Source organism: Streptomyces sp. NPDC018029 (assembly GCF_044327655.1).
Taxonomy (GTDB): domain Bacteria; phylum Actinomycetota; class Actinomycetes; order Streptomycetales; family Streptomycetaceae; genus Streptomyces.
In genome coordinates, this window is record NZ_JBIRFV010000003.1 from 271,299 (window position 1) to 297,543 (window position 26,245).

26 protein-coding genes are annotated in these 26,245 nt (G+C 71.0%); 15 read left to right on the top strand and 11 right to left on the bottom strand.

From position 1 onward, the window contains the following. Positions 1-7: 7 nt before the first annotated feature. Complete coding sequence (locus ACH4D5_RS09845; RefSeq protein ID WP_398300410.1) at positions 8-1,408, bottom strand: FAD-binding protein; 1,401 nt, start codon at positions 1,406-1,408, stop codon at positions 8-10. A 165-nt stretch (positions 1,409-1,573) separates the two neighbouring features. Here ACH4D5_RS09845 and ACH4D5_RS09850 point away from each other — a divergent pair, with 165 nt between their 5' ends. The 4 genes from ACH4D5_RS09850 to ACH4D5_RS09865 all read left to right on the top strand — a co-directional run bounded on the left by ACH4D5_RS09850 (position 1,574) and on the right by ACH4D5_RS09865 (position 4,464). Further along, a complete protein-coding gene (locus ACH4D5_RS09850; protein WP_398300412.1) occupies positions 1,574-2,092 on the top strand; it encodes a phosphatase PAP2 family protein in 519 nt (172 codons plus the stop codon). Next, the gene (locus tag ACH4D5_RS09855; protein ID WP_398300414.1) at positions 2,085-3,035 is read left to right on the top strand and encodes a decaprenyl-phosphate phosphoribosyltransferase; all 951 of its coding nucleotides are present in this window, start codon (positions 2,085-2,087) and stop codon (positions 3,033-3,035) included. Before ACH4D5_RS09850 ends, ACH4D5_RS09855 begins: the two co-directional genes overlap by 8 nt. 74 nt (positions 3,036-3,109) lie before the next feature. After that, on the top strand, positions 3,110-3,577 hold the full coding sequence (locus ACH4D5_RS09860; RefSeq protein WP_398301398.1) for a GtrA family protein: 468 nt from the start codon (positions 3,110-3,112) through the stop codon (positions 3,575-3,577). Continuing rightward, positions 3,565-4,464, top strand: coding sequence for a YihY/virulence factor BrkB family protein (locus ACH4D5_RS09865; protein WP_398300416.1), 900 nt, complete (start codon positions 3,565-3,567; stop codon positions 4,462-4,464). Before ACH4D5_RS09860 ends, ACH4D5_RS09865 begins: the two co-directional genes overlap by 13 nt. Here the strand turns inward: ACH4D5_RS09865 and ACH4D5_RS09870 are convergent. Continuing rightward, positions 4,454-4,864: an SgcJ/EcaC family oxidoreductase gene (locus ACH4D5_RS09870; RefSeq protein ID WP_398300418.1), complete on the bottom strand. Its 411-nt coding sequence runs from the start codon at positions 4,862-4,864 to the stop codon at positions 4,454-4,456. The two genes, ACH4D5_RS09865 and ACH4D5_RS09870, sit on opposite strands and share 11 nt — an antisense overlap. Positions 4,865-4,979: 115 nt before the next feature. On the opposite strand from ACH4D5_RS09870, the gene ACH4D5_RS09875 reads away from it, so the two are divergent. Then, entirely contained in the window at positions 4,980-5,639 is a 660-nt protein-coding gene (locus ACH4D5_RS09875; RefSeq protein WP_398300420.1) for a TetR/AcrR family transcriptional regulator, read from the top strand. Positions 5,640-5,778: 139 nt separating this feature from the next. On the opposite strand, the gene ACH4D5_RS09880 is transcribed toward ACH4D5_RS09875, so the two are convergent. Next, positions 5,779-7,041, bottom strand: coding sequence for a D-alanyl-D-alanine carboxypeptidase family protein (locus tag ACH4D5_RS09880; RefSeq protein WP_398300422.1), 1,263 nt, complete (start codon positions 7,039-7,041; stop codon positions 5,779-5,781). Positions 7,042-7,150: 109 nt separating this feature from the next. Between ACH4D5_RS09880 and ACH4D5_RS09885 the strand changes: the two genes are divergently transcribed. The 5 genes from ACH4D5_RS09885 to ACH4D5_RS09905 all read left to right on the top strand — a co-directional run bounded on the left by ACH4D5_RS09885 (position 7,151) and on the right by ACH4D5_RS09905 (position 12,177). Further along, entirely contained in the window at positions 7,151-7,393 is a 243-nt protein-coding gene (locus ACH4D5_RS09885) for an SCO4848 family membrane protein (protein ID WP_062778448.1), read from the top strand. A gap of 2 nt (positions 7,394-7,395) precedes the next feature. Continuing rightward, on the top strand, positions 7,396-8,688 hold the full coding sequence (locus ACH4D5_RS09890) for a metallophosphoesterase (protein WP_398300424.1): 1,293 nt from the start codon (positions 7,396-7,398) through the stop codon (positions 8,686-8,688). Between the two features lie 143 nt (positions 8,689-8,831). Further along, positions 8,832-9,230, top strand: coding sequence for an ATP-binding protein (locus ACH4D5_RS09895; protein ID WP_398300426.1), 399 nt, complete (start codon positions 8,832-8,834; stop codon positions 9,228-9,230). Positions 9,231-9,301: 71 nt separating this feature from the next. After that, positions 9,302-9,694: a hypothetical protein gene (locus ACH4D5_RS09900; RefSeq protein ID WP_398300428.1), complete on the top strand. Its 393-nt coding sequence runs from the start codon at positions 9,302-9,304 to the stop codon at positions 9,692-9,694. Next, on the top strand, positions 9,694-12,177 hold the full coding sequence (locus tag ACH4D5_RS09905; RefSeq protein ID WP_398300430.1) for a DUF4132 domain-containing protein: 2,484 nt from the start codon (positions 9,694-9,696) through the stop codon (positions 12,175-12,177). The genes ACH4D5_RS09900 and ACH4D5_RS09905 overlap by 1 nt, the downstream gene beginning before the upstream one ends. Before the next feature lie 131 nt (positions 12,178-12,308). On the opposite strand, the gene ACH4D5_RS09910 is transcribed toward ACH4D5_RS09905, so the two are convergent. From ACH4D5_RS09910 to ACH4D5_RS09945, 8 genes are all read right to left on the bottom strand, one after another. Further along, the gene (locus ACH4D5_RS09910) at positions 12,309-12,719 is read right to left on the bottom strand and encodes a VOC family protein (RefSeq protein ID WP_398301400.1); all 411 of its coding nucleotides are present in this window, start codon (positions 12,717-12,719) and stop codon (positions 12,309-12,311) included. 99 nt (positions 12,720-12,818) lie between these two features. Beyond that, positions 12,819-13,904: a hypothetical protein gene (locus tag ACH4D5_RS09915; protein WP_398300432.1), complete on the bottom strand. Its 1,086-nt coding sequence runs from the start codon at positions 13,902-13,904 to the stop codon at positions 12,819-12,821. Continuing rightward, positions 13,892-14,533 carry a hypothetical protein gene (locus ACH4D5_RS09920; protein WP_398300434.1) on the bottom strand — a complete coding sequence of 214 codons (642 nt, stop codon included), beginning with the start codon at positions 14,531-14,533 and terminating at the stop codon, positions 13,892-13,894. Before ACH4D5_RS09920 ends, ACH4D5_RS09915 begins: the two co-directional genes overlap by 13 nt. Positions 14,534-14,848: 315 nt before the next feature. After that, on the bottom strand, positions 14,849-15,619 hold the full coding sequence (locus ACH4D5_RS09925) for a succinate dehydrogenase iron-sulfur subunit (RefSeq protein WP_398300436.1): 771 nt from the start codon (positions 15,617-15,619) through the stop codon (positions 14,849-14,851). After that, on the bottom strand, positions 15,619-17,373 hold the full coding sequence (gene sdhA, locus ACH4D5_RS09930) for a succinate dehydrogenase flavoprotein subunit (RefSeq protein WP_362993247.1): 1,755 nt from the start codon (positions 17,371-17,373) through the stop codon (positions 15,619-15,621). The genes ACH4D5_RS09925 and sdhA overlap by 1 nt, the downstream gene beginning before the upstream one ends. A 16-nt stretch (positions 17,374-17,389) precedes the next feature. Beyond that, a complete protein-coding gene (locus tag ACH4D5_RS09935; RefSeq protein WP_398300438.1) occupies positions 17,390-17,884 on the bottom strand; it encodes a succinate dehydrogenase hydrophobic membrane anchor subunit in 495 nt (164 codons plus the stop codon). A gap of 8 nt (positions 17,885-17,892) precedes the next feature. After that, a complete protein-coding gene (sdhC, locus tag ACH4D5_RS09940) occupies positions 17,893-18,273 on the bottom strand; it encodes a succinate dehydrogenase, cytochrome b556 subunit (protein ID WP_369214962.1) in 381 nt (126 codons plus the stop codon). A gap of 147 nt (positions 18,274-18,420) precedes the next feature. After that, complete coding sequence (locus ACH4D5_RS09945) at positions 18,421-19,032, bottom strand: 2-oxo-4-hydroxy-4-carboxy-5-ureidoimidazoline decarboxylase (protein WP_398301402.1); 612 nt, start codon at positions 19,030-19,032, stop codon at positions 18,421-18,423. A gap of 249 nt (positions 19,033-19,281) precedes the next feature. Here ACH4D5_RS09945 and ACH4D5_RS09950 point away from each other — a divergent pair, with 249 nt between their 5' ends. The 5 genes from ACH4D5_RS09950 to ACH4D5_RS09970 all read left to right on the top strand — a co-directional run bounded on the left by ACH4D5_RS09950 (position 19,282) and on the right by ACH4D5_RS09970 (position 26,195). Continuing rightward, on the top strand, positions 19,282-20,880 hold the full coding sequence (locus tag ACH4D5_RS09950) for a glycoside hydrolase family 20 protein (RefSeq protein ID WP_398301404.1): 1,599 nt from the start codon (positions 19,282-19,284) through the stop codon (positions 20,878-20,880). 47 nt (positions 20,881-20,927) lie between these two features. Next, positions 20,928-21,443 carry a hypothetical protein gene (locus tag ACH4D5_RS09955; RefSeq protein ID WP_398300441.1) on the top strand — a complete coding sequence of 172 codons (516 nt, stop codon included), beginning with the start codon at positions 20,928-20,930 and terminating at the stop codon, positions 21,441-21,443. 64 nt (positions 21,444-21,507) lie between these two features. Continuing rightward, a complete protein-coding gene (locus ACH4D5_RS09960) occupies positions 21,508-22,095 on the top strand; it encodes a hypothetical protein (RefSeq protein ID WP_398300443.1) in 588 nt (195 codons plus the stop codon). 259 nt (positions 22,096-22,354) lie between these two features. Beyond that, complete coding sequence (locus ACH4D5_RS09965; protein ID WP_398300444.1) at positions 22,355-24,574, top strand: hypothetical protein; 2,220 nt, start codon at positions 22,355-22,357, stop codon at positions 24,572-24,574. Positions 24,575-24,602: 28 nt separating this feature from the next. Beyond that, positions 24,603-26,195 (top strand): amino acid ABC transporter substrate-binding protein, encoded by a 1,593-nt coding sequence (locus tag ACH4D5_RS09970; RefSeq protein WP_398300446.1) that lies wholly within the window; start codon positions 24,603-24,605, stop codon positions 26,193-26,195. Positions 26,196-26,245: the final 50 nt, after the last annotated feature.

Consider the following 26,245-nt stretch of genomic DNA (forward strand, 5'->3'; position numbering starts at 1 on the left):
CGGTCTCCTAGAGGGCGAGGCGGCGGGAGAGGTCCGAGCGGAACACTCCACGCGGGTCGAGATCGGCCCGCAGGGCGCGGAAGTCGTCGAGCCGGGGGTACATCGCGGCGAGCATCTCGGGCCGCAGGCGGGAGTCCTTGGCGAGGTAGATGCGCCCGTCGGCGGCGGCGACCTCCTCGTCGAGCTCGTCGAGGAAGGCGCCGAGCCCGGGGAGGTTCGCCGGGATGTCCAGGGCGAGGGTCCAGCCGGGCAGCGGGAAGGAGAGCCAGCCCGGATCGCCCTCTCCGAAGCGCTTCAGTACGGCGAGGAAGGACGGGCAGCCACGCTCCGAGATGCGCTGCACGATGCGGCGCAGGGCCTCCTCCTTGCCGTATCCGACGACGAATTGGTACTGCACGAAGCCGCCGCGGCCGTAGACGCGGTTCCAGTGCGGGACGCCGTCCAGGGGGTGGAAGAAGGTGGAGATCTTCTGGAGCTCGCCGGTGCGGGAGCGGGGTGCCTTGCGGTACCAGAGTTCGTTGAAGAGCCCCACGGAGGCCTTGCCGAGCAGTCCCTCCGGCAGGAAGGAGGGGGCGGCGGGCAGCCGGCCCGGGCGGAACGCGAGAGGGGCCCTACGCGCGCGTGCCCGCTCCGGAAGGGCGTCCAGGGGAGCGTGGTCGCCGCGGGTCAGGACCGAGCGGCCCATGGCGGCGCCGCGCGCGAGGAGGTCGATCCAGGCGACCGAGTAGCGGTAGCGGTGGTCGGTGGCGGTGAGGCGGGCCATCAAGTCGTCGAGGTCCGTGGCGCGTTCCGTGTCGACCGTCATCAAGGACGTCTCGACCGGCAGGAGTTGGACGGTCGCCGAAAGGATCACGCCGGTGAGGCCCATGCCGCCGGCCGTCGCGTCGAACAGCGCGCTGCCGGGTTCGACCGTGCGGACCGTGCCGTCGGCGGTCAGCAGGTCCATCGCCAGGACATGCCGGGAGAAGGAGCCCGAGACGTGGTGGTTCTTGCCGTGGATGTCGGCGCCGATCGCCCCGCCCACCGTCACGTAGCGGGTCCCCGGGGTCACCGGCACGAACCAGCCGAGGGGGAGCAGGACTTCCATCAGGCGGTGCAGTGAGACGCCCGCGTCGCAGACGACCGTGCCCGCTTCGGCGTCGATGACGCGCACCCGGTCGAGGCCCGTCATGTCGAAGACGGCGCCGCCCGCGTTCTGCGCGGCGTCTCCGTAGGCCCGGCCCAGGCCGCGGGCGATGCCGCCGCGCTCCCCGCAGTCGCGCACCGCTGCCGCCGCCTCCTCCTGCGTGCGGGGTCTCACCAGCCGGGCGGTGGTCGGTGCGGTGCGGCCCCAGCCGGAGACGGACACGGCGGATGCCGCGGGGACCGAGGCGCGGGCAGGGGAATCGGCGGGCGAGTCGGCAGGCATGCAAGTGACCGTATCGCCCGTATGTGGACGCTTCGCTCCAACAGTCCCGGTCCTCACCGAAATGGGTGATTGATGGAGTGTCACCCTACATTGACGGAATTATGAGCATGTTGTTTAGAAGAGTTGAGATGCCCGGCTCTCGAACGTCTTCGAAATAGAGGCGACATGCACGACATGGACCACCGGTTGCTGTCGGCCCTCCGCGACTGCGGCACCAACCCGCGTGTGGCGGCCGCCGCACGCGCCCTGTCCCGGACCGGCGAGCACGGCGCGCTCTGGATCGCGGCCGGCCTCGCGGGCGCCGCCGTCGACCGCGAGCGCCGCGGCGCGTGGCTGCGCGGCACGGCGCTCACCGCCACCGCGCACCTGGCCAGCATGGGCGTCAAGCGGATCGTCCGCCGCCCGCGCCCGGGCAGCCACAACGGCGTCGAGCCCCTCGTGCGCACCGCGGGCCGGCACTCCTTCCCCAGCTCGCACGCCACGTCGGCCGCCGCGGCCACCGTCGCGTACGGCACCCTGCGCCCCGTCGGCACCCACCTCGTACCGCCGCTGGCCGCCGCGATGTGCGTCTCCCGGATGGTCGTCGGCGTCCACTACCCCTCGGACGTGGCCGCGGGCGCGGCGCTCGGCGCGCTCACCGCGCGCGTGGGCGCCGCCTGGATGAACGGAGGCAGCGATGCCTGAACGTATCTCCACCGTCCTGGAGCCGCCCCGCCCGGCCCAGCGCCCGGTCACCATCAGCCTGCCGCTCGGCCTCCTGAAGACCGCGCGCCCCCGCCAGTGGGTGAAGAACGTCCTGGTCGTCGCGGCCCCCGCGGCCGCCGGCGAGCTCTTCTCGCGGCACGCCCTCACCCAAGTCGCGATCGTCTTCGCGCTCTTCACGGCGGCCGCCTCCGCCGTCTACCTGATCAACGACGCGCGCGACGCGGACGCCGACCGCGCGCACCCCACCAAGTGCCGCAGGCCGGTCGCCGCCGGGCAGGTCCCGGTGCCCGTCGCATACGCCGTCGGAGGGCTCCTGGCCGTCCTCGCGCCCGCGGCGGCCGCCGTCCTGTGCACGCCGCTCACTGCGGCCCTCCTGGCCGCGTACGTCGGCATGCAACTCGCCTACTGCATCAGCCTCAAGCACGTCCTCGTCGTCGACCTCACGATCGTCACGACCGGCTTCCTGATGCGCGCCATGATCGGCGGCCTCGCCCTGGAGATCCCGCTCTCGCGCTGGTTCCTGATCACCACCGGCTTCGGCGCGCTCTTCATGGTCTCCGCCAAGCGCTACTCCGAATCCGTCCAGATGTCGGCGAGCTCGGAGAAACTGGGCGCCACGCGCGCGTTGCTCACCGAATACACCACCGGCTACCTGCGCTTCGTCTGGCAACTGGCCGCGGGCGTCGCCGTTCTCGCCTACTGCCTGTGGGCCATGGAGGAGGGTGGCACCGCCAACGGAAGCCTGCTGCCCTGGCGCCAGCTGTCCATGGCGGCCTTCATCCTCGCGATCCTGCGCTACGCCGTCTTCGCCGACCGGGGCACGGCGGGCGAACCCGAGGACGTCGTCCTGCGGGACCGGGCGCTCGCCGTGATCGGCCTGGTGTGGCTCGCGATGTACGGACTCGCGGTCGCGGACTGGTGAGTTTGAATTCCCTACGCACGAAGGTGCGTTCCCTGGCCACGGCGGTGCGTTCCCTGGGCACGACCGTGCGTTCTCTGCGCGGACGGCTGCGGACGCTCGGGCCCGAACTGCTCGGCTTCGCCGCCGTCGGGATCTGTGCGTACGCCGCCGACCTCGGGCTGTTCATCTGGCTGCGCGGACCCGTGGGCCTGGACCCGCTGACCGCCAAAGCGCTCTCCTTCGTGGCGGGGTGCTCGGTCGCGTACGCCGGCAATGCGCTCGGCACCTACCGGAGCAGGGCCACGGGGGTCTCGCGGCTGCGCCAGTACGTGGTGTTCTTCGCCGTCAACATCGCGGGCGCCCTCGTCCAACTGCTGTGCATCGCCGTGTCCCACTACGGTCTCGGCCTCACCTCGCAGCGGGCGGACACCGTCTCGGGCGCCGGAATCGGTATGGCGCTCGCCACTGTCCTGCGGTTCTGGGGTACCCGGACGTTGGTCTTCCGCTCACCGGGCAGGACAACAGGCAGAACCACAGGCACGGAGGCGTCATGGACTGGCTGAAGAAACTCCCCGGAATCGGGCCCCTCGTCGAGAAGGGCATGCGCACGCACGCGTGGCAGGCGTACGACCGGCTCGATCACGTGCACTGGACGCGCCTCGCCGCCGCCATGACGTTCATCAGTTTTCTGGCGCTCTTCCCCCTGCTCACCGTCGCCGCCGCGATCGCCGCGGCCACCCTGTCGAAGAAGCAGCAGAACACGCTGGAAGACAAGATCTCCGAACAGGTCCCCGGCATCTCCGATCAGCTGAACCTGGACGCGCTCGTCGCCAACGCCGGCACCGTCGGCCTCGTCGCGGGCGCTCTGCTGCTCTTCACCGGCATCGGCTGGGTCGGCTCGATCAGGGAGTGCCTGCGGGCCGTCTGGGAGCTGCCGGACGAGGAGGAGAACCCCGTCCTGCGCAAGGCCAAGGACGCCGGGGTGCTCATCGGGCTCGGCGGCGTCGGACTCGCGTCGTTCGCCGCGTCCGGGCTCGCATCGACCGCCGTCGGCTGGGCCGCCGACCTCATGGGCATCGACGAGAAGGGCTGGGGCACCGTGCTGCTCCAGGTCGTCGCGTTCGCCATCGCCGTCCTCGCGGACTTCCTGCTGCTGCTCTACGTCCTGACGCTGCTGCCCGGCGTACAGCCGCACCGGCGCGAGCTCGTCACCGCCGGGCTGATCGGCGCGGCCGGATTCGAACTCCTCAAGCTGCTCCTCGGCGGCTACATGAAGGGCGTCGCCGCGAAGAACATGTACGGCGCCTTCGGAGTGCCCGTCGCACTGCTCCTGTGGATCAACTTCACCGCCAAGCTGCTGCTCTTCTGCGCCGCCTGGACGGCGACGCGGAAGGCGGCACGTACGCCGGTACCTGCGGCGGACGACGAGGCGCCGGCGCTCAAGACTTGAGGACCGGGGTGTTCTGGCCGGTGTGCAGGAGCCAGTTCCCGTCGCTCTCCTTGGTCATGACGTACAGCGGAGCGCCTTCGTCGCCGCCTTCCGCGGTGTGGTAGACCTGCCGGACCTTGACGGCCGCCACGTCGGGCCGCAGGAACTGCGTGTGGACGACCTCGTAGGTGACCTCGCCGTCCCACTCGGCGTTCGGCAGCACGGCCCGCGTGAAGTCGGCGATGGCGTCGAACCCGATCAGCACTTTGCCGTGGGCGGTCGTCCACACCGCTTCGGGGTGGAAGAGGGCGAGGAAGCCCTCGGCGTCCTTGGCGCGCTGGGTCCGCTCGACAGCGGCCACCACCTGCTCGATGGCTTTGACGTCGTCGGTGCTGGTGGTGTGGGCAGTGATGGCATTCATCGGATTACTCCCCTGCGCGGACGCTCTCACGTCGACCGTTGTGCGGAGCGATTTGCTCCGCACAACGGTCAATCTAGCGCGGAGTAAATTGCTCCGCAAGGTCTAGGATGGATTCATGGGTGTCTCGAGACAGCAGCAAGCACGACAGGCCGAGGTCGCGCGCAATGACGCGGCGCTGTTGGAGGCGGCGCGGCGGGTGTTCGCCCGGGACGGGGCGCACGTATCCGTCAACGTCATCGCCGAGGCCGCCGGCGTGGGCACGGGCACGCTGTACCGGCGGTATCCGAGCAAGAAGGCGCTGTTCGAGCGGCTGTTGGTGCTGGCGAACGAGCAGTGGCTGGAGGCGGCGCGCCGGGCCGTTGCCCATCCCGATCCGTGGGAAGGGCTGGCGGGTCTGATCCTGGAGAGCGTCGAGTACGGCCAGGGGACACTCTCGCCGCTCGGGAAACTGGCCTCTGTCCCACCGGAGGTGGCCGAGCTCAGCGCTCAGGCGGACCGGGACTTCCAGGCACTGGTCGACCGCGCACACCGCTGCGGCGGGCTGCGTCACGACGTGACGGCGACCGACATCATCCTGCTGATCGAACAACTCGGCCGCTCACCGATGGTCGAGCAGATCCACGACCTCGGCGATGCGGAACTCACCGCCGAGGCGCACGCCGCGCGGCGTCGGCTCATCGCGATCGCACTGGGCGGGATCGCCGCCGCGCCGCGTGCCGATCTGCCCGGGCCGCCGCCCGAGGAGCATCTCCTGAGTGCCCGCTGGAAAGCGTGACCTGCGTCACCTGTTCAACCGTCACCCGGGTCGCCCGCGTACCTCGTAGTGCTGGTGCGCGGGTGACACGGTCCACGCAGGCCCGGCGCGCGGGCTGATCCGTCGCGCCGGGCCGTTGGCCTCGGTGTCCGCCCCGCCGTCAGTCCTGACGCGACTGCCGGCCCGCCTGGCCGGGCAGCGGCATCCGGCGCCTGAGCACGAAGGCGCCCGCGGCGAGCACCGCGAGCACGCCACCGGCGATCCCGAGCGCGATGCCCATGCCGCTCGACCCGCCGTCGGAGGAGTGCGCCGCCTTCTCGACGGCACCCTCGCCGCCGCTGCCCGGGGCGCCCTTGCCGGCGCCACCCGTGGCGGCGCCCTTCGGAGCGACGAGTTCACCCACCGGGTCGACCTTGCCGACGGCCTTGAAGCCCCAGTCGAAGAGCCGCGCCGTCTCGTTGTAGACCGCGTGGGCCTCTCCGGAGGAGGGGTTCATGACGGTGACGAGGAGCACCTTGCCGTCGCGCTCGGCGACACCGGTGAAGGTGTTGCCCGCGTTCGACGTGTAGCCGTTCTTGACGCCCGCGATGCCCTTGTAGGGGGTGACTCCGGAGCCGCCGGTGAGCAGCTTGTTGGTGTTCTGGATCCCGAAGGACTCGCGCTTCGTCTTGCCCTTGTCCTTGCCCTTCTTGATCTTCTTCGTCTCACCGGGGAACTGGGCCGTGGCCGTCGCGCAGTACTCGCGGAAGTCCTTCTTCTGCAGCCCGGAGCGGGCGAACAGCGACAGGTCGTACGCCGAGGAGACCTGCCCCTTGGCGTCGTAACCGTCGGGGGAGACCACGTGCGTGTCGAGGGCCTGCAGCTCCTCGGCGTGCTTCTGCATGTCCTTGACGGTCTGCGGGATGCCGTCGTTCATCGCGGACAGGACGTGCACCGCGTCGTTGCCGGACCGCAGGAAGACGCCGAGCCACAGGTCGTGCACGGAGTACGTCTCGTTCTCCTTGATGCCGACCATGCTGCTGCCCGCGCCGATGCCCTCCAGGTCGGAGAGCGTGACCTTGTGCTTCTGCGACTTGGGGAACTTCGGCAGGACCGTGTCCGCGAACAGCATCTTCAGGGTGCTCGCCGGAGGCAGCCGCCAGTGCGCGTTGTGCGAGGCGAGGACCTCACCCGACTCGGCGTCCGAGACGATCCAGGAACGCCCCGTCAGGTCCTTGGGCAGCACCGGGGCGCCTGCCTTGAGCTTCACCTGGGTGCCCGGCTCGCCGAGCTGCGCACCGCCCACGGTGGACATCCTGGAGGGCGGCTTCGGTTGGTCCTTGTCGTCTCCCGGCTTCCCGTCCGCCAGCGCGGGCGCCGCGGTCGACATGGTCAGCAATGCGGCGGAAGCGACCAACATGGCGGTCTTTTTTACGGCAGGCACGGACGAGAACGTACAGGGCGGGGCTGTGCGACTCGCTCCCGAGGTGCTCTGTGTCCCGTCGTCCCCACCCCGGCGGCGGTGCGGAAGGGGACCTCGCGATACTGAACGCATGAAGCTCAGCCGCCCTGTCTCCTGGTTCCTGCTCGCCTTCGGGGTGTGGAGCTGGTTCATCTGGATCACTTTCGTCAAGAACCTGTGGAAGGACGGCAGCGGGCTCGCCTTCGACGACGCGGACAACCCGACCGGGTACTTCTGGGTGCACCTGACGCTTGCCGTTGTCTCCTTTGTCTTGGGGACGGTGGTAGGGGTCATCGGGTTCCGTGGAGTCCGTGCTCTGCGTAGAACGTCATAGCCGTGGTCGTCCTCACGGTCCTTGTGGGCCTCGCCGTCCTCGCGGCCTTCGCCGCCCTCCACTGGTACGCGTGGCGCCGCCTGGTGCGGGACACCACGGCCGGGCCCGGACTCGCCCGGCGTGCCGGAACGGCCGTCTTCGTGGCGGGGCCCCTGCTGATGTTCGGAGCGCTCGTGGCCGAACGCTCCGGAGCGCCGTTCCTGCTGCAGCAGGTGCTCGCCTGGCCCGGGTTCATGTGGCTGGCCGTCTCGCTCTACCTGTTGCTCGCGCTGCTCGTGGGGGAGCTGGTACGTCCCTTGCTGCGGCGGTGGGTGGGACGGGAGAGCGTTCCAGAGCCCGTATCCGTGTCCGCGGCCGCGGCGGACGTCACACCTGACACGCCGCCCGAGCCCGAGCCTGAACCAAAGCCCGAGCCCGAGCCCGAACCAAAGCCCGAGCCTGCGACCGCACCCGCGCGCCCCGCTCCCGCCCCCTCCCGCCGCCTCTTCGTCTCCCGCGTCGTCGGCGGTGCCGCCGCGGCCGTGGCGGCCGGAACCGTCGGCTACGGAACGTACGGCGTGCTCCGCGGCCCCAAGGTCAAGCGGGTCACCGTGCCGCTGGCGAAACTGCCGCGCGGGGCACACGGGTTCCGCATCGCCGTGGTCAGCGACATCCACCTCGGGCCCATCCTCGGCCGCGGCTTCTCGCAGCGCGTGGTCGACACCGTCAATGCCACGCAGCCCGATCTGATCGCCGTGGTCGGCGACCTGGTGGACGGCAGCGTCGAGGACCTGGGCCCCGCCGCCGCGCCGCTCGCCGGTCTGCGGGCGAAGCACGGCGCGTACTTCGTGACGGGCAACCACGAGTACTTCTCAGGTGCCGAGCAGTGGGTCGACCACGTACGCGAACTGGGTCTGCACCCGCTGCGGAACGCCCGCACCGAACTTCCCGGGTTCGATCTCGCGGGCGTCGACGACGTGGCGGGCGAGGGCGAGGGCAAGGGCCCCGACTTCGCCAAGGCGCTCGGCGACCGGGACCGCTCGCGGGCCTCCGTGCTCCTCGCCCACCAGCCGGTCGTCATCCACGACGCCGTCGAGCACGGCGTGGACCTGCAGCTCTCCGGCCACACTCACGGCGGCCAGCTGTGGCCCGGCAACCTCGTCGCGGACCTGGCCAATCCGACGCTCGCGGGCCTGGAGCGGTACGGCGACACGCAGCTGTACGTGACACGCGGCGCGGGCGCCTGGGGGCCGCCCGTACGGGTCGGGGCACCGTCGGACATCACGGTCGTGGAACTCGCGTCGAGACAGGCCTGAGCCCGCCCGCGGTGCCGCCAACGCGCTTCTCTCCTGGGGTATTTGGTTCAGAACTGGCCAGATATGGGTGAGCCCAGTGGTGCCGCGGTGACACCGCGCGGTTCCTCTGCGCAGCATTGAGGCGTCGGAGGGGGATTGGGGATTTGTTGAGACGTGACGCCTTCAGACTGCCGCCGCACCCCGCGTCGGTGCCGCTCGCCCGTACACGCGTACGCGACCATCTCGCGGCCTGGGGGCAGACGGCGGATGACGGGGCGCTCGACGACACCGTGCTCCTCGTATCGGAGCTGGCGACCAACGCGATCCTCCACGGCCTTGTGGTCGAGCGGGAGTTCGAGGTCGCGGTGACGGTGCTCGCCGACGGCTCGTGCTTCATCGAAGTGTCCGACGAGAGCCCGTCGGAGCCCGAGCTGCGCACGGCGGACGCCTGGGAGGACGAGAGCGGCCGCGGCATGCGGCTCCTCGACGCGGTCGCGGAGGCGTGGGGCGTGTGGCGGCGCGGCAGGTACGGCAAGACGGTGTGGGCGCTGGTGCGGGGCTGAGCGCGCCGGTGCGGGGCTGGGAGCACCGGCGCGGAGGGCCGTTGTCAGTGGTGGCCTCTACTGTCGAGGGCATGGGAATGGTGACGTTCGTCGATGAGACGACAGCGGGGGAGCGCCGTGCCGGCGGGGGGCTCGATGTGGCGGAGGAGCGGCTCGCGCTGCGCGAGGTGATCCGGCGAAGGGTGTTCCAAGAGGTCGCGGAGTACAACGCGAGTACGCCCGGTGTCTTCCGCGGTCTCGTCCGGCCCACGGACGCGGAGCAGACACTGAACGGATACGCGCTGCGCACCCCGCGCCGCATAGATCCCGAGCGGCAGTTCCGGCAGGCCGTCGAGGCGTTCGGGCGCAACGGCTTCCTGGTGCTGGTCGGTGAGCGGCAGGTGGAGGAATTGGACGCGGAGGTCGACCTGGCACCCGGCACGGAGGTCACCTTCCTCAAGCTCGTCCCGCTGGCGGGGGGCTGATGGCCATGTACTACCTGGAGCGCGTGCGGAACGTGGAGCGGTTCGCCGCCGCCGACGACATGCGGGGGCTCGCCGAGGAGCTCCTGAAGACCGCCATCACCAACGACAACGACTGGGGCCACCACGGCGAGAAGGTCCTCGCCGTCGTCCACGGGCTGCCCCAGGAACAGCGCCACCGGATCGCGGACTCCCTCATAGAGCTCAGCAATCCGTATCACCTGGAGTCGCCGACGCGGATCAACGCCCTCACGCTGCTCGCGATCATCGGCAAGGACCTGCCGGGCGACCCGCTCTCGGCGGAGCGTGCCCGGCGCCTGGAGGAGCTCGGCTCGGCGCACTGCGTGCGGTCGACGCGCGAGGCCCTCGCGCTCGTCGAGGCCGAGACGGCGGCCGGCCGCACCCCGCCCGCGCTCGCCGTCGCGGCCCTGCGGCGCACCCTCCTCGTCCAGTACTGGCACGGCGATGCCCGCCTGAAGAAGGTGGTCGCGGCACTGTCGGAGCCGCTGCTCAACCCGGGCGAACCCTGGTCCGACCGGGCCCTGAAGGACCTCGCCGGCCTCGATGACGCCTGGCACGCGCTCGTACGCCACGCGCTCACCGCCAAGAGCGCCAAGCCCACCCCCAAATGGGAGCAGACGGCCCGCACCCTGATCGAGTCCCTGGACCCCGACAAGGTGCGCCGCACGCTGGTGGCATGGCTCGCGCTGGTCGGCGCGCCCCGCACCCAACCGCTCCTGACCTACGGCCACGCCATCACGCCGAACGACGAATACGACCCGTTCAACGCCGACGCGATCCGCGGCCTCGCCTGGACCCTCGCGCTGCTCCCGCCCCACCCGGAGTCGGCCCGCACCCTCGGCGCCCTCGTCGAGACGTCCCTGCGCAAGATCCAGGGGCTCGGCCCCCGCAACCCCAAGGTGGCCAACGCCGGCGTCGTCGCGCTCGCCCGCGCCGACGGTGAGGAGTCCCTCGCCGAACTGTCCCGCCTGGCCTCCCGGGTCACGTACAAGACCACGCTCAAGATGATCAACACCGGCCTGGAGGCGCGTGCCGAGGCGCTCGGGCTGAGCCGTGACGAGGTCGAGGAGCTGGCCGTCCCGGCGTACGACCTGACGGAGGTCGGGCACACCGTGCGCCGGCTCGGCGACTGCGAGGCCGAGTTGACGATCACCGGGACGAAGGCCGCGCTCCGGTGGCGCAATGGCGCGGGCAAGCAGGTCAAGGCGGTGCCCGCCGCCGTGAAGCGCGACCACCCGGACGACCTCAAGGAGCTGAGGGCCGCCGTCAAGGACATCGACAAGATGCTCTCGGCGCAGGCGGAGCGGCTCGACCGGCAGTTCCTGGCCCGCCGCGAGTGGGCGTACGAGGCGTGGCGCGAGCGCCTCATCGACCACCCCCTGGTCGGCACGCTCGCCCGCCGCCTCCTGTGGACCGTCGACGGCACCGCCTGTGGGTACGCCGACGGGGAGCTGCGCACCCTCACCGACGACCCGGTGAAGGACGGGGCGACGGTCCGGCTCTGGCACCCCGTCGGCCACGAGCCCGCAGAGATCGTCGCCTGGCGCGACTGGCTGGAGCGGCACGGCATCACCCAGCCCTTCAAGCAGGCCCACCGCGAGGTGTACCTCCTCACCGACGCCGAGCGCACCACGGGGACGTACTCGAACCGCTTCGCCGCGCACGTCCTGCGCCAGCACCAGTTCAACTCCCTCGCCGCCGCGCGGGGCTGGCGGAACAAGCTGCGCCTGTGTGTGGACGACGAGTACCCGCCCGCGGTGCGGGAGCTGCCGCGGTGGGGGCTGCGCGCCGAGTACTGGATCGAGGGCATCGGCGGGGAGAACTGGACCGAGGACCTCACCGACGCGGGCAGCTATCTGCGGGTCCGCACCGACCAGGTCCGCTTCTACCCGATCGACGCCCCGGAGAACTCCGCGCACGCGGGCGGCGGCGAGTACCGCATGTGGCTCGCCGACGGCCGGGAACCGGTCGACCCGCTGCCCCTGGAGGAGATACCGGAGCTGGTCCTGAGCGAAGTCCTGCGCGACGTCGACCTGTTCGTGGGCGTGGCCAGCGTGGGCAACGACCCCACATGGCAGGACGGCGGCCCCGCGGGACGCTTCCGCGAATACTGGACGGCGTACGGATTCGGGGAGCTCGGGCCGGGCGCGGAGACACGCAGGGACCTGGTCGCCCGCCTGGTGCCGCGGCTCGCGATAGGCGACCGGTGCACGGTCGAGGGCCGGTTCCTGCACGTGCGGGGCGAGTTGCACACGTACAAGATCCACCTGGGGTCGGGGAACATCCTGCGGACGCCCTCGGACCAGTACGTGTGCATAGTCCCCTCGGCGTCGGGGGCGCCCGTGAGCGGCACCGGATATCTGCCCTTCGAGGGCGACCGGACGCTGGCGGTCATCCTCAGCAAGGCGATGATGCTGGCCAGGGACGACAAGATCACGGACCCGACGATCCTCAGCCAGCTCTGACGGCGTCGTCCCCGCCCGCACGGGTGGTGTCCGGCTCGGCGACGGAGGCGGACGGCGGGGCGGGCCGGCGATAACCCAGCGCCTCAGGAGCCGCGCGCCGGCCACGGTCAGGAGCCGCGCGCCGGCCCCGGTCAGAAGCTGCGCGCGAGTTCCGGTCGCTTGAGGTAGTCGGCGAATCCGACGACATTGCCCCACGGGTCGGCGATCTCCACGGTCCACCCGGTGGCCACGGAGAACGGCTCGGCGAGCAGCGGTACCCCGGCGGCCGCCAGCGCCTGCCCCTTCGCGCGGGCGTCCCTGACCTCCAGCCAGAGGCGGGGCGAGGGCCACGAGGGCGTGCGCGGGACGATGCCGTCCTCCACGCGCAGCAGCACGCCCGGTGTCTCCTTGCCCACCTTCAGGATGGCGAGCCCGATCTCGTCGAGGCGGAAGGCGACGGGGAACCCGGCCCGCTCGTAGAAGCCGACGGCCTCGCCCAGGTCGCCGACGGGAAACAGGACGTTGTCGAAGCCGAGAAGCTCTGCGGACTGGTCAGCGGACAGGCCGACCGACTGGTTGTCTGACATTCCGTCAGGGTAGGCCGGGGGCGGCCGCACCGGCGCAGGCGCGCCCCCCCGGCGCCCAATGTCCCACCGTCGGTACTAGCGGTTGATCGACTGGACCTCCTGGACGGCGACGTCCTGCGTCCCGTCGAAGGTGCCGTCGGGCAGGTCGCCGCCGGCGCCGTCGTTGCCCTCCCAGGTGATCTGCCAGGTGATGGAGGCCTTCATCCGGAACGGCTCGCCGTTCGTGGGCCGCAGGTACCTGATGCCGCACGGCGGGTCCTCCTTCGAGGAGCCCTTCGTGTACGGGGTGCCGATGCTGCCGTCGTCTTCGACCGCGCACTCGCCGTCGGCGGGGAAGGTCTCGGCGTCCGACGTGCCGGGGTCCAGGTGCAGGCTGACGGGCTTGGCGGTGGTCTCGGCCCAGAGGCCCGTGCCCGGAAGCTCGGCGCGGACCTTCACCGGCTCGAACTTCCCCTTGTCCAGCCACACCCACGTGGGCAGGTTCACGGTCGACTTGCCCTCGGGCTTCAGTTCGACCTTGGTGTCGGGGACCTTGACCTTGTTGTAGGCGTAGCCGGCCAGGATCTCCGGTGTGGGCGCGTTCTTGATGTCGGGGATCGTGGCGGCGTCCTGCCAGAACAGGTTCGTCTCGCACTGCCGGGCCTCGAAGGTGTCCTCGACGTCGGGGTTCATGACCCCGCGCCAGAACTTGCCGTCCTTGCCCAGGTTGAAGTTCTTGTAGCCCTTGGCGCCGTCGGACTGCTCCTTGCCCTTTTCGTAGTGGTCCACCATGAGCTGTTCGCCCCAGCTGAGCGAGGGCGTCACATGGACCAGGTCGCCGCCCTTCTTGAGCTTCTCGACGCTGTCCTTCAACTCCTCGGGCGACGCCACGGGTTCGTACCAGCAGGAGGGCGGCTTCCAGTTCGGGTCGACCGCCACGATGGGCTTGTTCGACGAACCGCCCTTGCCACCGCTGACCTGCTTCACCGTGACGCTGGTGCCGACGCCCGCCGTGAGCGAGTTGCCGGAAGCGCCGCCGGACGGTCCGCCGGGCCGTCCGGCGGGCGGGTGGTCCGCGTCCTCACCGAACGCGTACGCCGTCGCCGGGCAGGCGCCGAGCGCGAGAGCCGCCGTGACCAGCAGCGGGACAGACCGCTTCAGCGCCCCCGTCACTTGTCGCACCCCCCGCGCTCCGTCTCCAGGGAAACGGTGCTCCACACCCCTTCGGGCGTCTTCTTCAGAGTGGTGCGGTACTGGAGGACGGGGTTCACGTCGTCGGGTGTGCCCGTCCGCTTCTTCGTTTTGCGGTCCTCGGTGTAGCCCTTGCTCTCGTCCACGCAGTAGAAGAGCACGCCACCGGCGTCGGAGAGGCTCACCTGCGGGTTGAACACCCTCGCGGCGCCGACCAGCGTGTGGTTGTTGTCCACGTACCCCTTGATGTACGTCCTGGAGGACTTCAGGGCCTGCTGCGAGGTGTAGAAGCTCACCGCTCCGGCCTGCGGGTCGGCGTCGATGACGGCCGCGTACTCCGCCTTCAGGCGTTCCCTGCCGTCGTCCAGGATCGCCTGCTTCTTCGGGTCGCTGTTGTGCCACCCCACGAAGTCGGCCTTGAACGAGCCCGGCAGCTTCACCTCGGGCCGCCCGGCACCGTCCGGCCGGGCGCTCGGCGACGCCTTGGGCTGCCGGCCGCCGTCGGCCCCCTCGATCTTGTCGGAGGCCCCGCCGTCACCTCCTCCCGAACCACACGCGGTCAACAGCAGGGCTGCGGACACGGTCAGCGCGGCCGTCACGAGACGGGTGGGCCGGTTCACTCTGGACTCCTGATGATCGAATACTGGATGTGGACGTCCGAGGAGACGCAAGAGGCGGAAGTTGCTTTGTGTGAACTCACGCTATCCGGGGGGCCGGTGGCAGCGCCAAGCCCGTTTCGCCTTGTCCGGGAGGGGTGTTGCGGGATTTGTGCGGACAAAAAAGGGCGGCAATCAGCGCGGGATGTGAGCTACGACATCGCCGCCCCCGCCGCCCCGCCGTCACCTCTTCGCCCTGTTCACCATCGCGAGCCGAAACGCGACCGGGCCCCGCTCCCAGAAGGAGCGGGGCCCGGTCGGACCAGAAACGGTGCGAGATCAGTAGCGGCGCGTGATCAGGGCGCGCTTGACCTCCTGGATCGCCTTCGTGACCTCGATGCCGCGCGGGCACGCGTCCGTGCAGTTGAACGTCGTGCGGCAGCGCCACACGCCGTCCTTGTCGTTCAGGATCTCGAGGCGCTGCTCGCCCGCCTCGTCACGCGAGTCGAAGATGAAGCGGTGGGCGTTCACGATCGCCGCGGGGCCGAAGTACTGGCCGTCGTTCCAGAAGACCGGGCACGACGACGTGCAGGCCGCGCAGAGGATGCACTTCGTCGTGTCGTCGAAGCGCTCGCGGTCCTCGGCGGACTGCAGACGCTCGCGCGTCGGCTCGTTGCCCTTCGTGACGAGGAACGGCATCACGTCGCGGTACGCCTGGAAGAACGGGTCCATGTCGACGACCAGGTCCTTCAGGACCGTCAGACCCTTGATGGGCTCGACCGTGATCGGCTTGCCCGGGTTGATGTCCTTGATCAGGGTCTTGCAGGCGAGACGGTTCTTGCCGTTGATCCGCATGGCGTCCGAGCCGCAGATGCCGTGCGCGCAGGAGCGGCGGAACGTCAGCGTGCCGTCCAGGTCCCACTTGACCTTGTGGAGGGCGTCGAGGACACGCTCCTTGGGGTCGATCTCCAGCTGGAAGTCTTCCCAGGTGGCGTCCGCGGAGACCTCGGGGTTGAAGCGGCGGACGCGCAGGGTGATCGTGATGTACGGGGAGTCGGCGAAGCCCGCCTCGGGCTTGGCGTCTTCCTTGTCGAGGGTCGGGGTAGCCATCAGTACTTACGCTCCATCGGCTGGTAGCGGGTCTGGACGACCGGCTTGTAGTCGAGACGGATCGTCTCCGTGCCGTCGTCGCCGACCTCGCGGTACGCCATGGTGTGGCGCATGAAGTTGACGTCGTCGCGGTTCGGGAAGTCCTCGCGGTAGTGACCGCCGCGGGACTCCTTGCGGGCGAGCGCGGACTGCGCCATGACCTCGGCGAGGTCGAGCAGGTTGCCCAGCTCGATGGCCTCCAGGAGGTCGGTGTTGAACCGCTTGCCCTTGTCCTGGATCGAGACGTTGAGGTAGCGCTCGCGGAGCTCCGCGATCTTCTCCACCGCCGTCTTGATCGTCTGCTCGGTGCGGAACACCATGACGTTGGCGTCCATGGTCTCCTGCAGCTCCTTGCGGAGCTCGGCGACCCGCTCGGTGCCCGTGGCGTCGCGCAGCCGCTCGACCTGGGAGACGACCAGCTCCTCCGGGTTCTCCGGGAGCTCGACGAAGTCGTTCTTCGCGGCGTACTCGGCGGCGGCGATGCCCGCGCGCTTGCCGAAGACGTTGATGTCGAGGAGCGAGTTGGTGCCGAGGCGGTTGGCGCCGTGCACGGAGACGCAGGCGACCTCGCCCGCGGCGTACAGGCCCGGGACGACCGTGGTGTTGTCCGCGAGGACCTCACCCTCGACGTTCGTCGGGATGCCGCCCATGGCGTAGTGCGCGGTCGGCTGGATCGGGATCGGGTCCGTGTAGGGCTCGATACCGAGGTAGGTGCGCGCGAACTCCGTGATGTCAGGGAGCTTCGCGTCCAGCTGCTCCGGCGGGAGGTGCGTGAGGTCGAGGTAGACGTGGTCGCCCTCGGGACCGCAGCCGCGGCCCTCACGGATCTCCGTGTAGATGGAGCGCGAGACGACGTCACGGGACGCGAGGTCCTTCATGACCGGCGCGTACTTCTCCATGAAGCGCTCGCCGTCCTTGTTGCGGAGGATGCCGCCCTCACCGCGGGCGCCCTCCGTCAGCAGGATGCCCATGCGCCAGATGCCGGTCGGGTGGAACTGGAAGAACTCCATGTCCTCCAGCGGCAGCCCGCGCCGGTAGCAGGCCGCCTGGCCGTCACCGGTGAGCGTGTGCGCGTTCGACGTCACCTTGAAGAATTTGCCGGTGCCGCCGGACGCGTAGATCACGGACTTGGCCTGGAAGACGTGGATCTCGCCGGTGGCCAGTTCGTACGCGACGACGCCCGCGCTCTTCTTGACTCCGTCGACCTCGACGATGAGCTGGTCGAGGACATAGAACTCGTTGAAGAACTCCACACCCTCCTTGACGCAGTTCTGGTAGAGCGTCTGGAGGATCATGTGGCCGGTGCGGTCCGCGGCGTAGCAGGAGCGGCGCACGGCGGCCTCGCCGTGGTTACGCGTGTGACCGCCGAAGCGGCGCTGGTCGATGGTGCCGTCCGGGGTGCGGTTGAACGGCAGGCCCATCTTCTCCAGGTCGAGGACCGCGTCGATGGCCTCCTTCGCCAGGATCTCGGCGGCGTCCTGGTCGACCAGGTAGTCGCCGCCCTTGATCGTGTCGAAGGTGTGCCACTCCCAGTTGTCCTCCTCCACGTTGGCGAGCGCGGCGGCCATGCCGCCCTGCGCGGCGCCCGTGTGGGAACGCGTGGGGTAGAGCTTGGTGAGCACGGCGGTGCGGCTGCGCTTCGTCGCCTCGATGGCGGCGCGCATGCCGGCGCCGCCCGCGCCGACGATGACGGTGTCGTACTTGTGAATCTTCACGGAAGTCGCCTCGGCTTTAGCGGATGTTCGGGTCGAAGGTGAAGATCACCAGCGTGCCCAGAAGGATGGTGAACACCGTGGCGGTGTACAGCAGGCCCTTGAGCCACAGACGCGTGTTCGGGCGCTCCGCGTAGTCGTTGATGACCGTGCGCAGGCCGTTGGCGCCGTGCAGCATCGCGAGCCACAGCATCAGCAGGTCCCAGACCTGCCAGAACGGCGAGGCCCAGCGGCCGGCGACGAACGCGAAGCCGATCTTCGAGACACCGCCGTCGAGCACCAGCTGGATCAGCAGGTGGCCGAGGACGAGGACGACCAGGACGACGCCGGACAGGCGCATGAAGAGCCATGCGGCCATCTCGAAGTTGCCGCGGGTCGAGCGCGGGGTCTTGCCGGTGCGCTTGCGGGGCGCCTCGATGACCGGTGCGGGGTTGTCGACGTCGTAGAGCGAGGCGCCCTCGACGGGGCCCACTCCGGACGTCGCGGACTTGTCGAGCGTGGTGTCAGCAGACATGTCTGGCGTCAGCTCCCGAAGACTTCGCGGACGGCGTGGCCGAGGACGGGGTAGAGCGCCCCCACCATCAGGACGAGCCAGATGCCGACGACGGTCCAGAGCATCTGCTTCTGGTAACGGGGACCCTTCGACCAGAAGTCGACGGCGATGACGCGCAGGCCGTTGAGGGCGTGGAAGAGGATGGCGGCGACCAGGCCGTACTCAAGGAGTGCGACGATCGGCGTCTTGTAGGTGCTGACGACATCGTCGTACGCCTCCGGGGAGACGCGGACGAGAGCGGTGTCGAGCACATGCACGAACAGGAAGAAGAAGATGAGGACGCCGGTGACTCGATGAGCCACCCAGGACCACATTCCTTCCCGGCCGCGGTACAGCGTTCCAGCCGGCACGGAAGTTCCTCCGGGAGCGGGGGTTGGGGCCGGCCGGCTTCGGCGTCGGACGAGCCCGGCCGGGTACGGTCCACCGGCCGCCCGTCATCGTATCGACGAGTTGTCGGTAGCCCTGCCCCGGGTCCGCAGGTGTGATCAAACAGGCAATCAAACAGGCACGTACGGGCTATCGGGGCGCGTTTGCGGGCGACTCTCCCGGGCGGCGTGTCGGACGGCGTGTCCTGCGGGTGTTTCCGGGGCCGGGCCCAGGGCGAGGCGGGCCAGCCGGCCGCGCGCGAGACGCCGCATTTCCTCGGCGGCGAGGGCGCGCTCGTCCTCCGGATCGTTGCCGAGGCGTGACCGGATGCCGGCGAGCAGGTGGTCGAGGGCCTCGTCCGGGGCGATGTCGTCGAGGCAGATGACGAAGGTGTGGCCGAAGCGGCTCTCGTACGCGGCGTGGGCGGCGCGCAGGGCGGTGTGGGCGGCCGCGGAGGTGGCGGGCGGCACGCTCTGGCGCGGGACGGCGGGATCGAGGGGTTCGCAGGCCAGGGCCTCGGTGAGGTCGGCGTGCGACAGGTCGTACGCCGCCTCGTCGGACGCCGCGAGCAGCGCGTCCACGTCGGGGTAGGGACGGTGGGCGGCGACCCGGCGGGCCCAGCGCCGACTGCCGCAGCAGGTGAGGAGCGCGGCCTCGGCGGCGGTCGGAGTGGCGGAGTTGAGCTCGTCGAGCCGGGTCGGCTGGTGCGGGGGCAGCGTGCGCTCCTGGGCAGGGGGCGGCAGGGGAGGGCGTGGGGGTGACGTAACGCTATCGAGACATGCGGAGAGGTGTCCGAAGGATGAGCGAATTTCACCCGAATAGGAGAGTTTCGCTTCACAGTGTGGACGAGCCGGGTGTGAGAACGCGTCGTAGCGTGGATCTATGGCTCTGGTTCTGACGCTGATTTCAGGTACGGCACCGAGGACATCGCCGCCGGAGGCACCACGGGGTGCGAGGGCGGCGCCGCGAGGTGCGCGGTGAGGCGCGGGCCGATAGCCGCGGCGGGCGGCGCGGCGGTCGCCGGCGCCGTCGTGCTGACCGTGGCGGTCTGGCCCGGCGGCGACGGCGAGGGGGCGGCGAACCGGCCGGCGGGCGGAAAGTCCGCCCCGTCCGTCGCTCCGAGCCCCAGCAAGAGCTATGAGCTCTCCGAAGCCCCGGCCACCATCCCGGCCGTGCGCGAGCACACCGCGGCCCGCGGCCCCGGCTGGCGCCCCGCCGAGAACAAGGGCCGTGTGGTCATACGGGACGACGGCCTGGCCGACGAGGGGCGGCTGCTCGCCGGTGAGCTGAAGCTGCGGTACGGGGGAGACGGGCGGCCCGGGAAGGGCGACGTGGAGCTGGCGCTCACGGACGGCGCCAAGGACGGGGCGAAGGACGCGGCGAAGGCGGGCGGCCCCGAGTCGTACACCCTCTCCGTCAAGGGGGAGCAGGTCCGGATCGCCGCGCCCGCCGAGGCCGGTGTCTTCTACGGGACCCGCACCCTCAAGCAGGAGGTGAGCGGCGGCAGGACCGCTCCCGAGGGCGTCGTGCGGGACCGGCCGGCCAAGCCGCAGCGCGGCTTCATGCTCGACATTGCCCGCAAGCACTTCGACGTGGAGTGGATCGAGGACCGCATACGCGAGCTCGGCGACCTCAAGTACAACCAGCTCGGCCTGCACTTCTCCGACGACCAGGCGTTCCGCATCGAGTCGGACTCGCACCCGGAGATCGTCTCCTCCGACCACCTCACCAAGGACCAGGTCCGGCGCATCCTGAAGCTGGCGGCGAGCCGGCACATCACCGTCGTGCCCGAGATCGACTCGCCAGGACACCTCGGCGCGGTCATCCGCGAGCACCCCTCCCTGCAGCTCCGCAACGCCCGCGGCGGCGCCACACGCGGCGCCGTCGACATCTCGAAGCCGGCGGCGGCGAAGATCGTCGACGAGCTGCTCGATGAGTACGCCGAGCTGTTCCCCGGCGCGTACTGGCACCTCGGAGCCGACGAGTACCAGGCCCTCACGGTCAAGGACCCCGAGGCCTCCTATCCGCAGCTGGCCGCCGCCGCCCGCGAGCGCTACGGCCCCGGCGGCCGCGTGCAGGACCTGGCGACGGGCTGGCTGAACGACCGGGCCGACACCGTGCGCAAGCACGAGAAGAAGCCGAAGGCCTGGAACGACGGCTTCTTCCGGGGCGGGACCGCCGAGGCCGCCGCCGACCTGGAGGTCGCCTACTGGACGGGCAAGGAGATCGGCGCGCGCGAGCCCGACGAGTATCTGAAGGCCGGCCGCAAGCTCGTCAATTACAACGACGAGTACCTCTACTACGTCCTCGGGCAGCCGAACGCCTTCCGCTACCCGACCGGGCAGCGGATCTACGAGGACTGGACCCCGCTGGTCGTCCGCGGCACGCGGCCGGTGAGCGAGAAGTACGACCACCAGATCCTCGGCGGCTCGTTCGCGGTGTGGGGCGACCTCGCGGGGGCGCAGAGCCAGGAGCAGGTCGCCCAGGGCATCCGCATGCCCCTGCGGGCCACCGTGCAGAAGCTCTGGGACCCCAGGAAACCCACCATGACCTGGTCCGACTTCGTGAAACTCGCCGATACGGTCGGTTAGCGACAAAATCGCGGTACGGAGCGGGCGAAACGCGTGGGGGGACGGGCATGGGCTACTGGGGGTACTACGTCGTCGGCAGGAGTGAGCGGCCGCTCGCGGAGCTCGCGGTGTTCTCGACGGGGGACGGCCTGCGGGACGAACTGACCCTCCTCGACCGGCGGCCCGACGGCTGGCAGGTGTGGGAGGTGCCGGGCGGCGACGGCGCGCGTGACGTCGGGAACATGAACACGCTGGCCCGGGAGACGGGCGCGCCCGCCCTCTTCGGTTACGTGATGGACAGCGCCTGCGTGATCGTCGAGGCGGCGGCGCCCGAGAGCGGCGCGTGGACCACGTGCCTGGCGCGGCGCGCGATGGCCGGGTACCTCGGCGACAGCGAACTGACCGTCGAGGACTACTTCCTGGAGCCGCGCGACGCCGCGCACCGAGCCGTCGCCTGGGCCGCGGAATCGGGCAGGACGGTGCCCGCGGGTCCGCTGCTCGACGTACTGAACGCGAAGGCGGAGCCCTCCGCGGAGCAGCTCTTCTTCCGCTTCCTCGACAGACTGGGCGTGGTCCCCCAGTGACGTTCCCGGGGCGGTGCACGCAGTAAGGGGCAGAGCAGGGTCCGTGACGGGGGAGACGTACAGCATGAGCCTGGTGGAGCTGATCGCGCAGGCCGACGAGAGAGGCCTGGCGGCGAGTGGGCTCGCCTGCCTGGACCGGTGTGTTCCGGTGCTCGGCGGGGACGACGACCTGCTGCGCCCGCTGTGGGCGAGGCTCGCCGATGGCGGCGACTGGGGCGGGCCGCTGGCCGACGCGCGCTCGGCGCTCGACGCCGCGGGCGGCCCGGCGGGGCAGGTGCCGGGCACGTCCGGCGAGGCGGCCGCGCTCGCCCGGCGCATGCTCGACGCGGTGCCGCGGGCGCACGCGGGGGCCGATCTCCGGGAGTGGGCCGACGGCTGCTCCGTCGCCGCGCTCCAGGTCCACCGCCTGCTGGACACCGAGCCCACCGGCACCGGCTCGGTGGCGGCGCGCCGCGAGGGCCGCACGGACGGCATGTCCCCGCTGGTCGCGGCCGAACTCCGCCGCCAGATACGCATCCTGGAGCTCCTCGCCAACAAGGGCGCGGGCCCCGCGGGCGGCCTGCGCCAGGCGCTCGACGTCTCCACGGAGGGCCGCCGGGTGCTGCGGGCGGTGGTGTCGCGCCGGGCGCGGGTGCCGCGCCGAGGACTGTGATCAGCCCCGCTCGGATGTTCTGCTCCGGTGGCTTGGCTGCGGCCGCCGGGAAGGCTGATGGTCTTGTCGCTGACGCGGACACCGGCGGCCGGGGCCGGGCCCGACGAGACGGCGAACAGAGTGGCTGCCGCCGCTCCGACCACGGCGGGCGGAGCCCCGGAACGGTGGCTGGTGGTGACTCTCCCCAAAACCCTTGCCGCGCAGCTAACCTGACGAGCCATCATTCGCAGACTTGGCCGTGCCGGCCGCGGAGAGGCCCGTGCCTGACGAACTCGGATTCGACGAGCTGCTGGACGACGACGGCTTGATCGCCCGGCTGCTCGGGAAAACCGCGGCCGGGCGGAAACGGGACCTGCTCTACGGCCCCGACCTCCCCGTCGTCCTTCTCGTCGGCGGCCCCGGCATGGGCAAAGGGCGGCTTTTGCGGTGCATCAGGCGGCAGTTCGGGCCGCGGGTCCCCGTCGCGCATCTGGACTGCGCCCTGACCGACTACCGGGAGCAGGCCGAGGAGCGGCCCGGCAGCCGTTCGGAAGTGACCGAGGTGCTGCGCAAGATCGCCCTGCAGTACGGCGACTGGAGCGGCGACGGCGGCGGGATCACCGTGCCGCGGCTGTACGCGGGCCTCGCGGCCGTGGCGGCCAGCGACCGGCTCGCCCGGGCGGCGCCGCTGGTGGACGAGGTGAGCCGCCTCGACGGGATCCTGCCGCCCGGCTCCTTCTGGCGCGGTGTGCTGAAGGGCACGGCCAGGAACTACCTGGGATATCTGGCGGGGCTCGTCACCAGCCCGCTGGCCGGGCCCTTCCTCAACGCCCTGCTCGACGGGCTGTTCGCCCGCGCCTCGACGGAGGGCAGGGCCGTCCTCACGGCCTGCTACGGCGAATATCCGGGCGCCGGCGGGGGCGCGCAGGCCGGGCTGCGCGCGCTGGGCGAGGACTTCCAGCAGGGCGGCGAGGCCCGGCGGATCGCCGAGGGCTTCCTGTTCCGGGCGCTGCGGCAGGACATCGACGCCGCCTATCACGGGGTGCGCGGGCGCATGTCGCGGGTGGGGCGGCCCGCCCTGCTCCTCGACCACGCGGACGGCGCCCTCGGCCGACGGCTGGTGAAACCGGCCCTGGAGGACCGGGAGCGGGGGCACCTCGACCGTCTGGTGATCTTCGCGACGGCCCGGCGCGAGGACGGCGGCCGCTTCCTCCACCGGGCGGGCAGCAGCCACGACGGCATGGTCAGCTGGCAGCCCTTCACGGGCGTGCTGCCCGAGTGGCGCCGCCCGCCGGGCGGAGTCCCCGACCACGCGCCGCTGTGGCGCGGCGTCCTCCTCGTCCGCATGCCCGTGCTCACCCGCGACCGGCAGAAGGACGAGCTCAGCCGGTTGCGGGGCGGCCACGAGCAGCCGGACAACGCGGTCCGGCTCCGCATCCACAGCGGTGTGCACCGGCTGAGCGGGGGCCGCCCGCTGTTCGTGACCCGGCTCGGCGAGGCGACCGCGGCGGCGGTGTCGACGGCCTTCCCGACGCCGGAGGAGTGCACCGACTGGGCGCTCCTCGACGCCCGGGTGCCCGCGGCCGAGGACGAGCACGGCCGCCCCGTCGCCGACCGCCCGGTGGCCGACGTACTCATCGACGAACTCGTCGTACGCCAGCGCCCCGAGGAACTGCCGCCGGAGCACCGCGGCCACTGGCTCGACCTGCTCACCCACCTGTCGGTCGCGCACGACGTGGAGTGCGCCCAGACCCTGATGCGCGCGGTGCAGGAGGGACGGACCGAGCAGCTCAACGCCTACCGCATCGTCGAACTCCTGGAGGACACCGGCTGGCCCCGCTGCCCCCGGCACTTCATCGGCGACCTCGGCCTGCGCCGCCTGCTGACGCGCCGCCTCCACCGGCTGCGCCCCGGCGGCGCCGCCTGGCACGCCGACCACGCGCTGCTGCAGGGCCACTACCGGGACCTCGGCGACCGCCACCCCGACCCGCTGTTCGTCACCGCCGGCGCGCACCGGATGCACCACCTCCTCGCCTCCGACGGCGCGGACCTCGTCACCCGCTATCTGGCCGACGCCTTCCGCACCCGGCCCGCCGACGAGTGGTGCGAGGAACTGCTCGCCATCGCGGACGCCGCGCTGATCGGCGCCGACGACGACCGGTACGCCCGGGCCCTCGGCGAGACCCATGTGCACGGCGACACCCTGCGGCGCCGGATCGACCGGCTGCTGCACGCGGTGTGGCTGACCGAGGACCGCACGCGGCCCCTGGAGGAGATCGTGCCCGGCGTCCTGCGCGGACCCCTGCGGGAGCTCAGCGAGGAGCTGGCGAAGACCGCCGACGAGGCGGTGCGCGACCAGGGGCCGGAGGGCGCCGACGTGGCCAGGGCGGCGGAGGGGGCCGCGCTCCTCATCCGGATGGCCCGCGACTGGGGGGACCGGGCCGAGGACAAGCAGCCGCTGAAGCGGTGCGTGTGCACGGAGCACATCGGGTTCGGCTGACGTGACGGGACGCAAAGGGAGGGCAGCGGTGAGACAGTTCGGAAACTGGCTGTACAACACGTTCCTGGCCAACTGGACGCGCAGGATCCTTACGCTGGCCGGCGTCGCGGCCGCCGCCGCGCTCCTGTACTGGCTGCTGCCGCCGATCGGCGAACCCGAGAACTGCGCCAAGGGCGTCGAGCGCCACGGCGGCGAGTGCATCGGCGTCAACGGCACGGGATACGCCTTCGGCACGCCGGAGATCGACGCCGTGGCCCGGGCCATCGCCAAGGAGAACGAGGAGTTCGTCGGCGACAAGCCGCACGTCACCGTCGCGCTCATGCTGCCGCTCCAGCCCGACCTCGCCGCCGAGCGCGTACAGCTCCGCAGCGAGGTGCAGGGCGCCTACCTGGCCCAGTACCGGGCCAACCGCGACGAGACCACTCCGCTGCTGCGCCTCGTCCTCGCCAACCCCGGTGACGGATACGCCCAGCAGGAGAGGGTCGTCGACCAGCTGGCGGCCATGGCGGCCGACAAGCGCGACAACCTCCGCGCCGTCACCGGCTTCAACCTCAGCCTGGAGGCGACGAAGAAGGCCATCGCGCGTCTGACCAACGAGCTGCACATCCCCGTCCTCGCCGCCCGCGTCAGCGCCGACGAGCTCGCCAACCCCGAGAACAGCACCGGCAAGGACCCCTATCCCGGCCTCGCCCGCATCATCCCGACCAACCGCCAGCAGGCCGACGCGCTGGCCAGCTTCCACGGCAGGCTCAAGGACGAGGAGACCGTCCTGGTCAGGGACAAACGCCCGCACGACATCTACAACGACTCGCTCGCCGCGGCCTTCAGCCGCGACGAGGACGGGCCGCCGGGACCCAAGGAGCAGCCCTTCGAGTCCCCCTCGATCACCGACCCGGGGGACACGGGGAACGACTTCACCCTGATCGCCCAGAACATCTGCCAGTCCACCGCGAAGTACGTCTACTTCGCGGGCCGCCCCGTGCACCTGCGGCTCTTCGCGCTGAAGCTGGCGGACGTGCAGTGCGAGGGGAAGAAGTACACGATCGTCAGCGGGTCGGGCGCGGCCACGCTCAACCGGTACATGAAGGACGACGACTGGGACCGGCTGCGCGGCGGCGGCAAGGAACCCGTCATCAAGGTGCAGTACGCGGCTCCGGGCCACCCCGACGCCTGGGACCGGGAACTGAGGAAACAGGGCGGGGCCAAGGAGCGGAAGGCCCATCTCACCGAGCCCCGGGCGGAGCTGGAAGCGCTGCGCGCGCTGGTCCGGCGCGGGCGCGCCGGGGACATCGGCGAGGTCCGCCTGGAGGACTCCCGCACCATGCTGGTGCACGACGGCGTACGCACCATCGCCAAGGCCGTGGTGCTGGCGAATGCCCAGACCGAGGGCACGGTGTCGCCGCTGAAACGGGTCGCCGACATGTGGCAGCGCCTCGAAGCCGTCAACCGCGTCCCCGGGACCAGCGGCTGGATCTGTCTGACCAACGCGGGCAACGCCTACAACAAGCCCGTGGCCGTGGTGGAGCTGAACCCGCGCACCGAAAGGCTGGAGTTCGTCGGCATCGGCTGGCCCAAGGGCAAGCCGCAGCCCGAGGGGTGCAGGGTGCCCAGCGAAACGTGAGGCGCCGCCCCCCCCCGGCTGGCCCGGGGAGGGCGGCGCCACGCACCGGA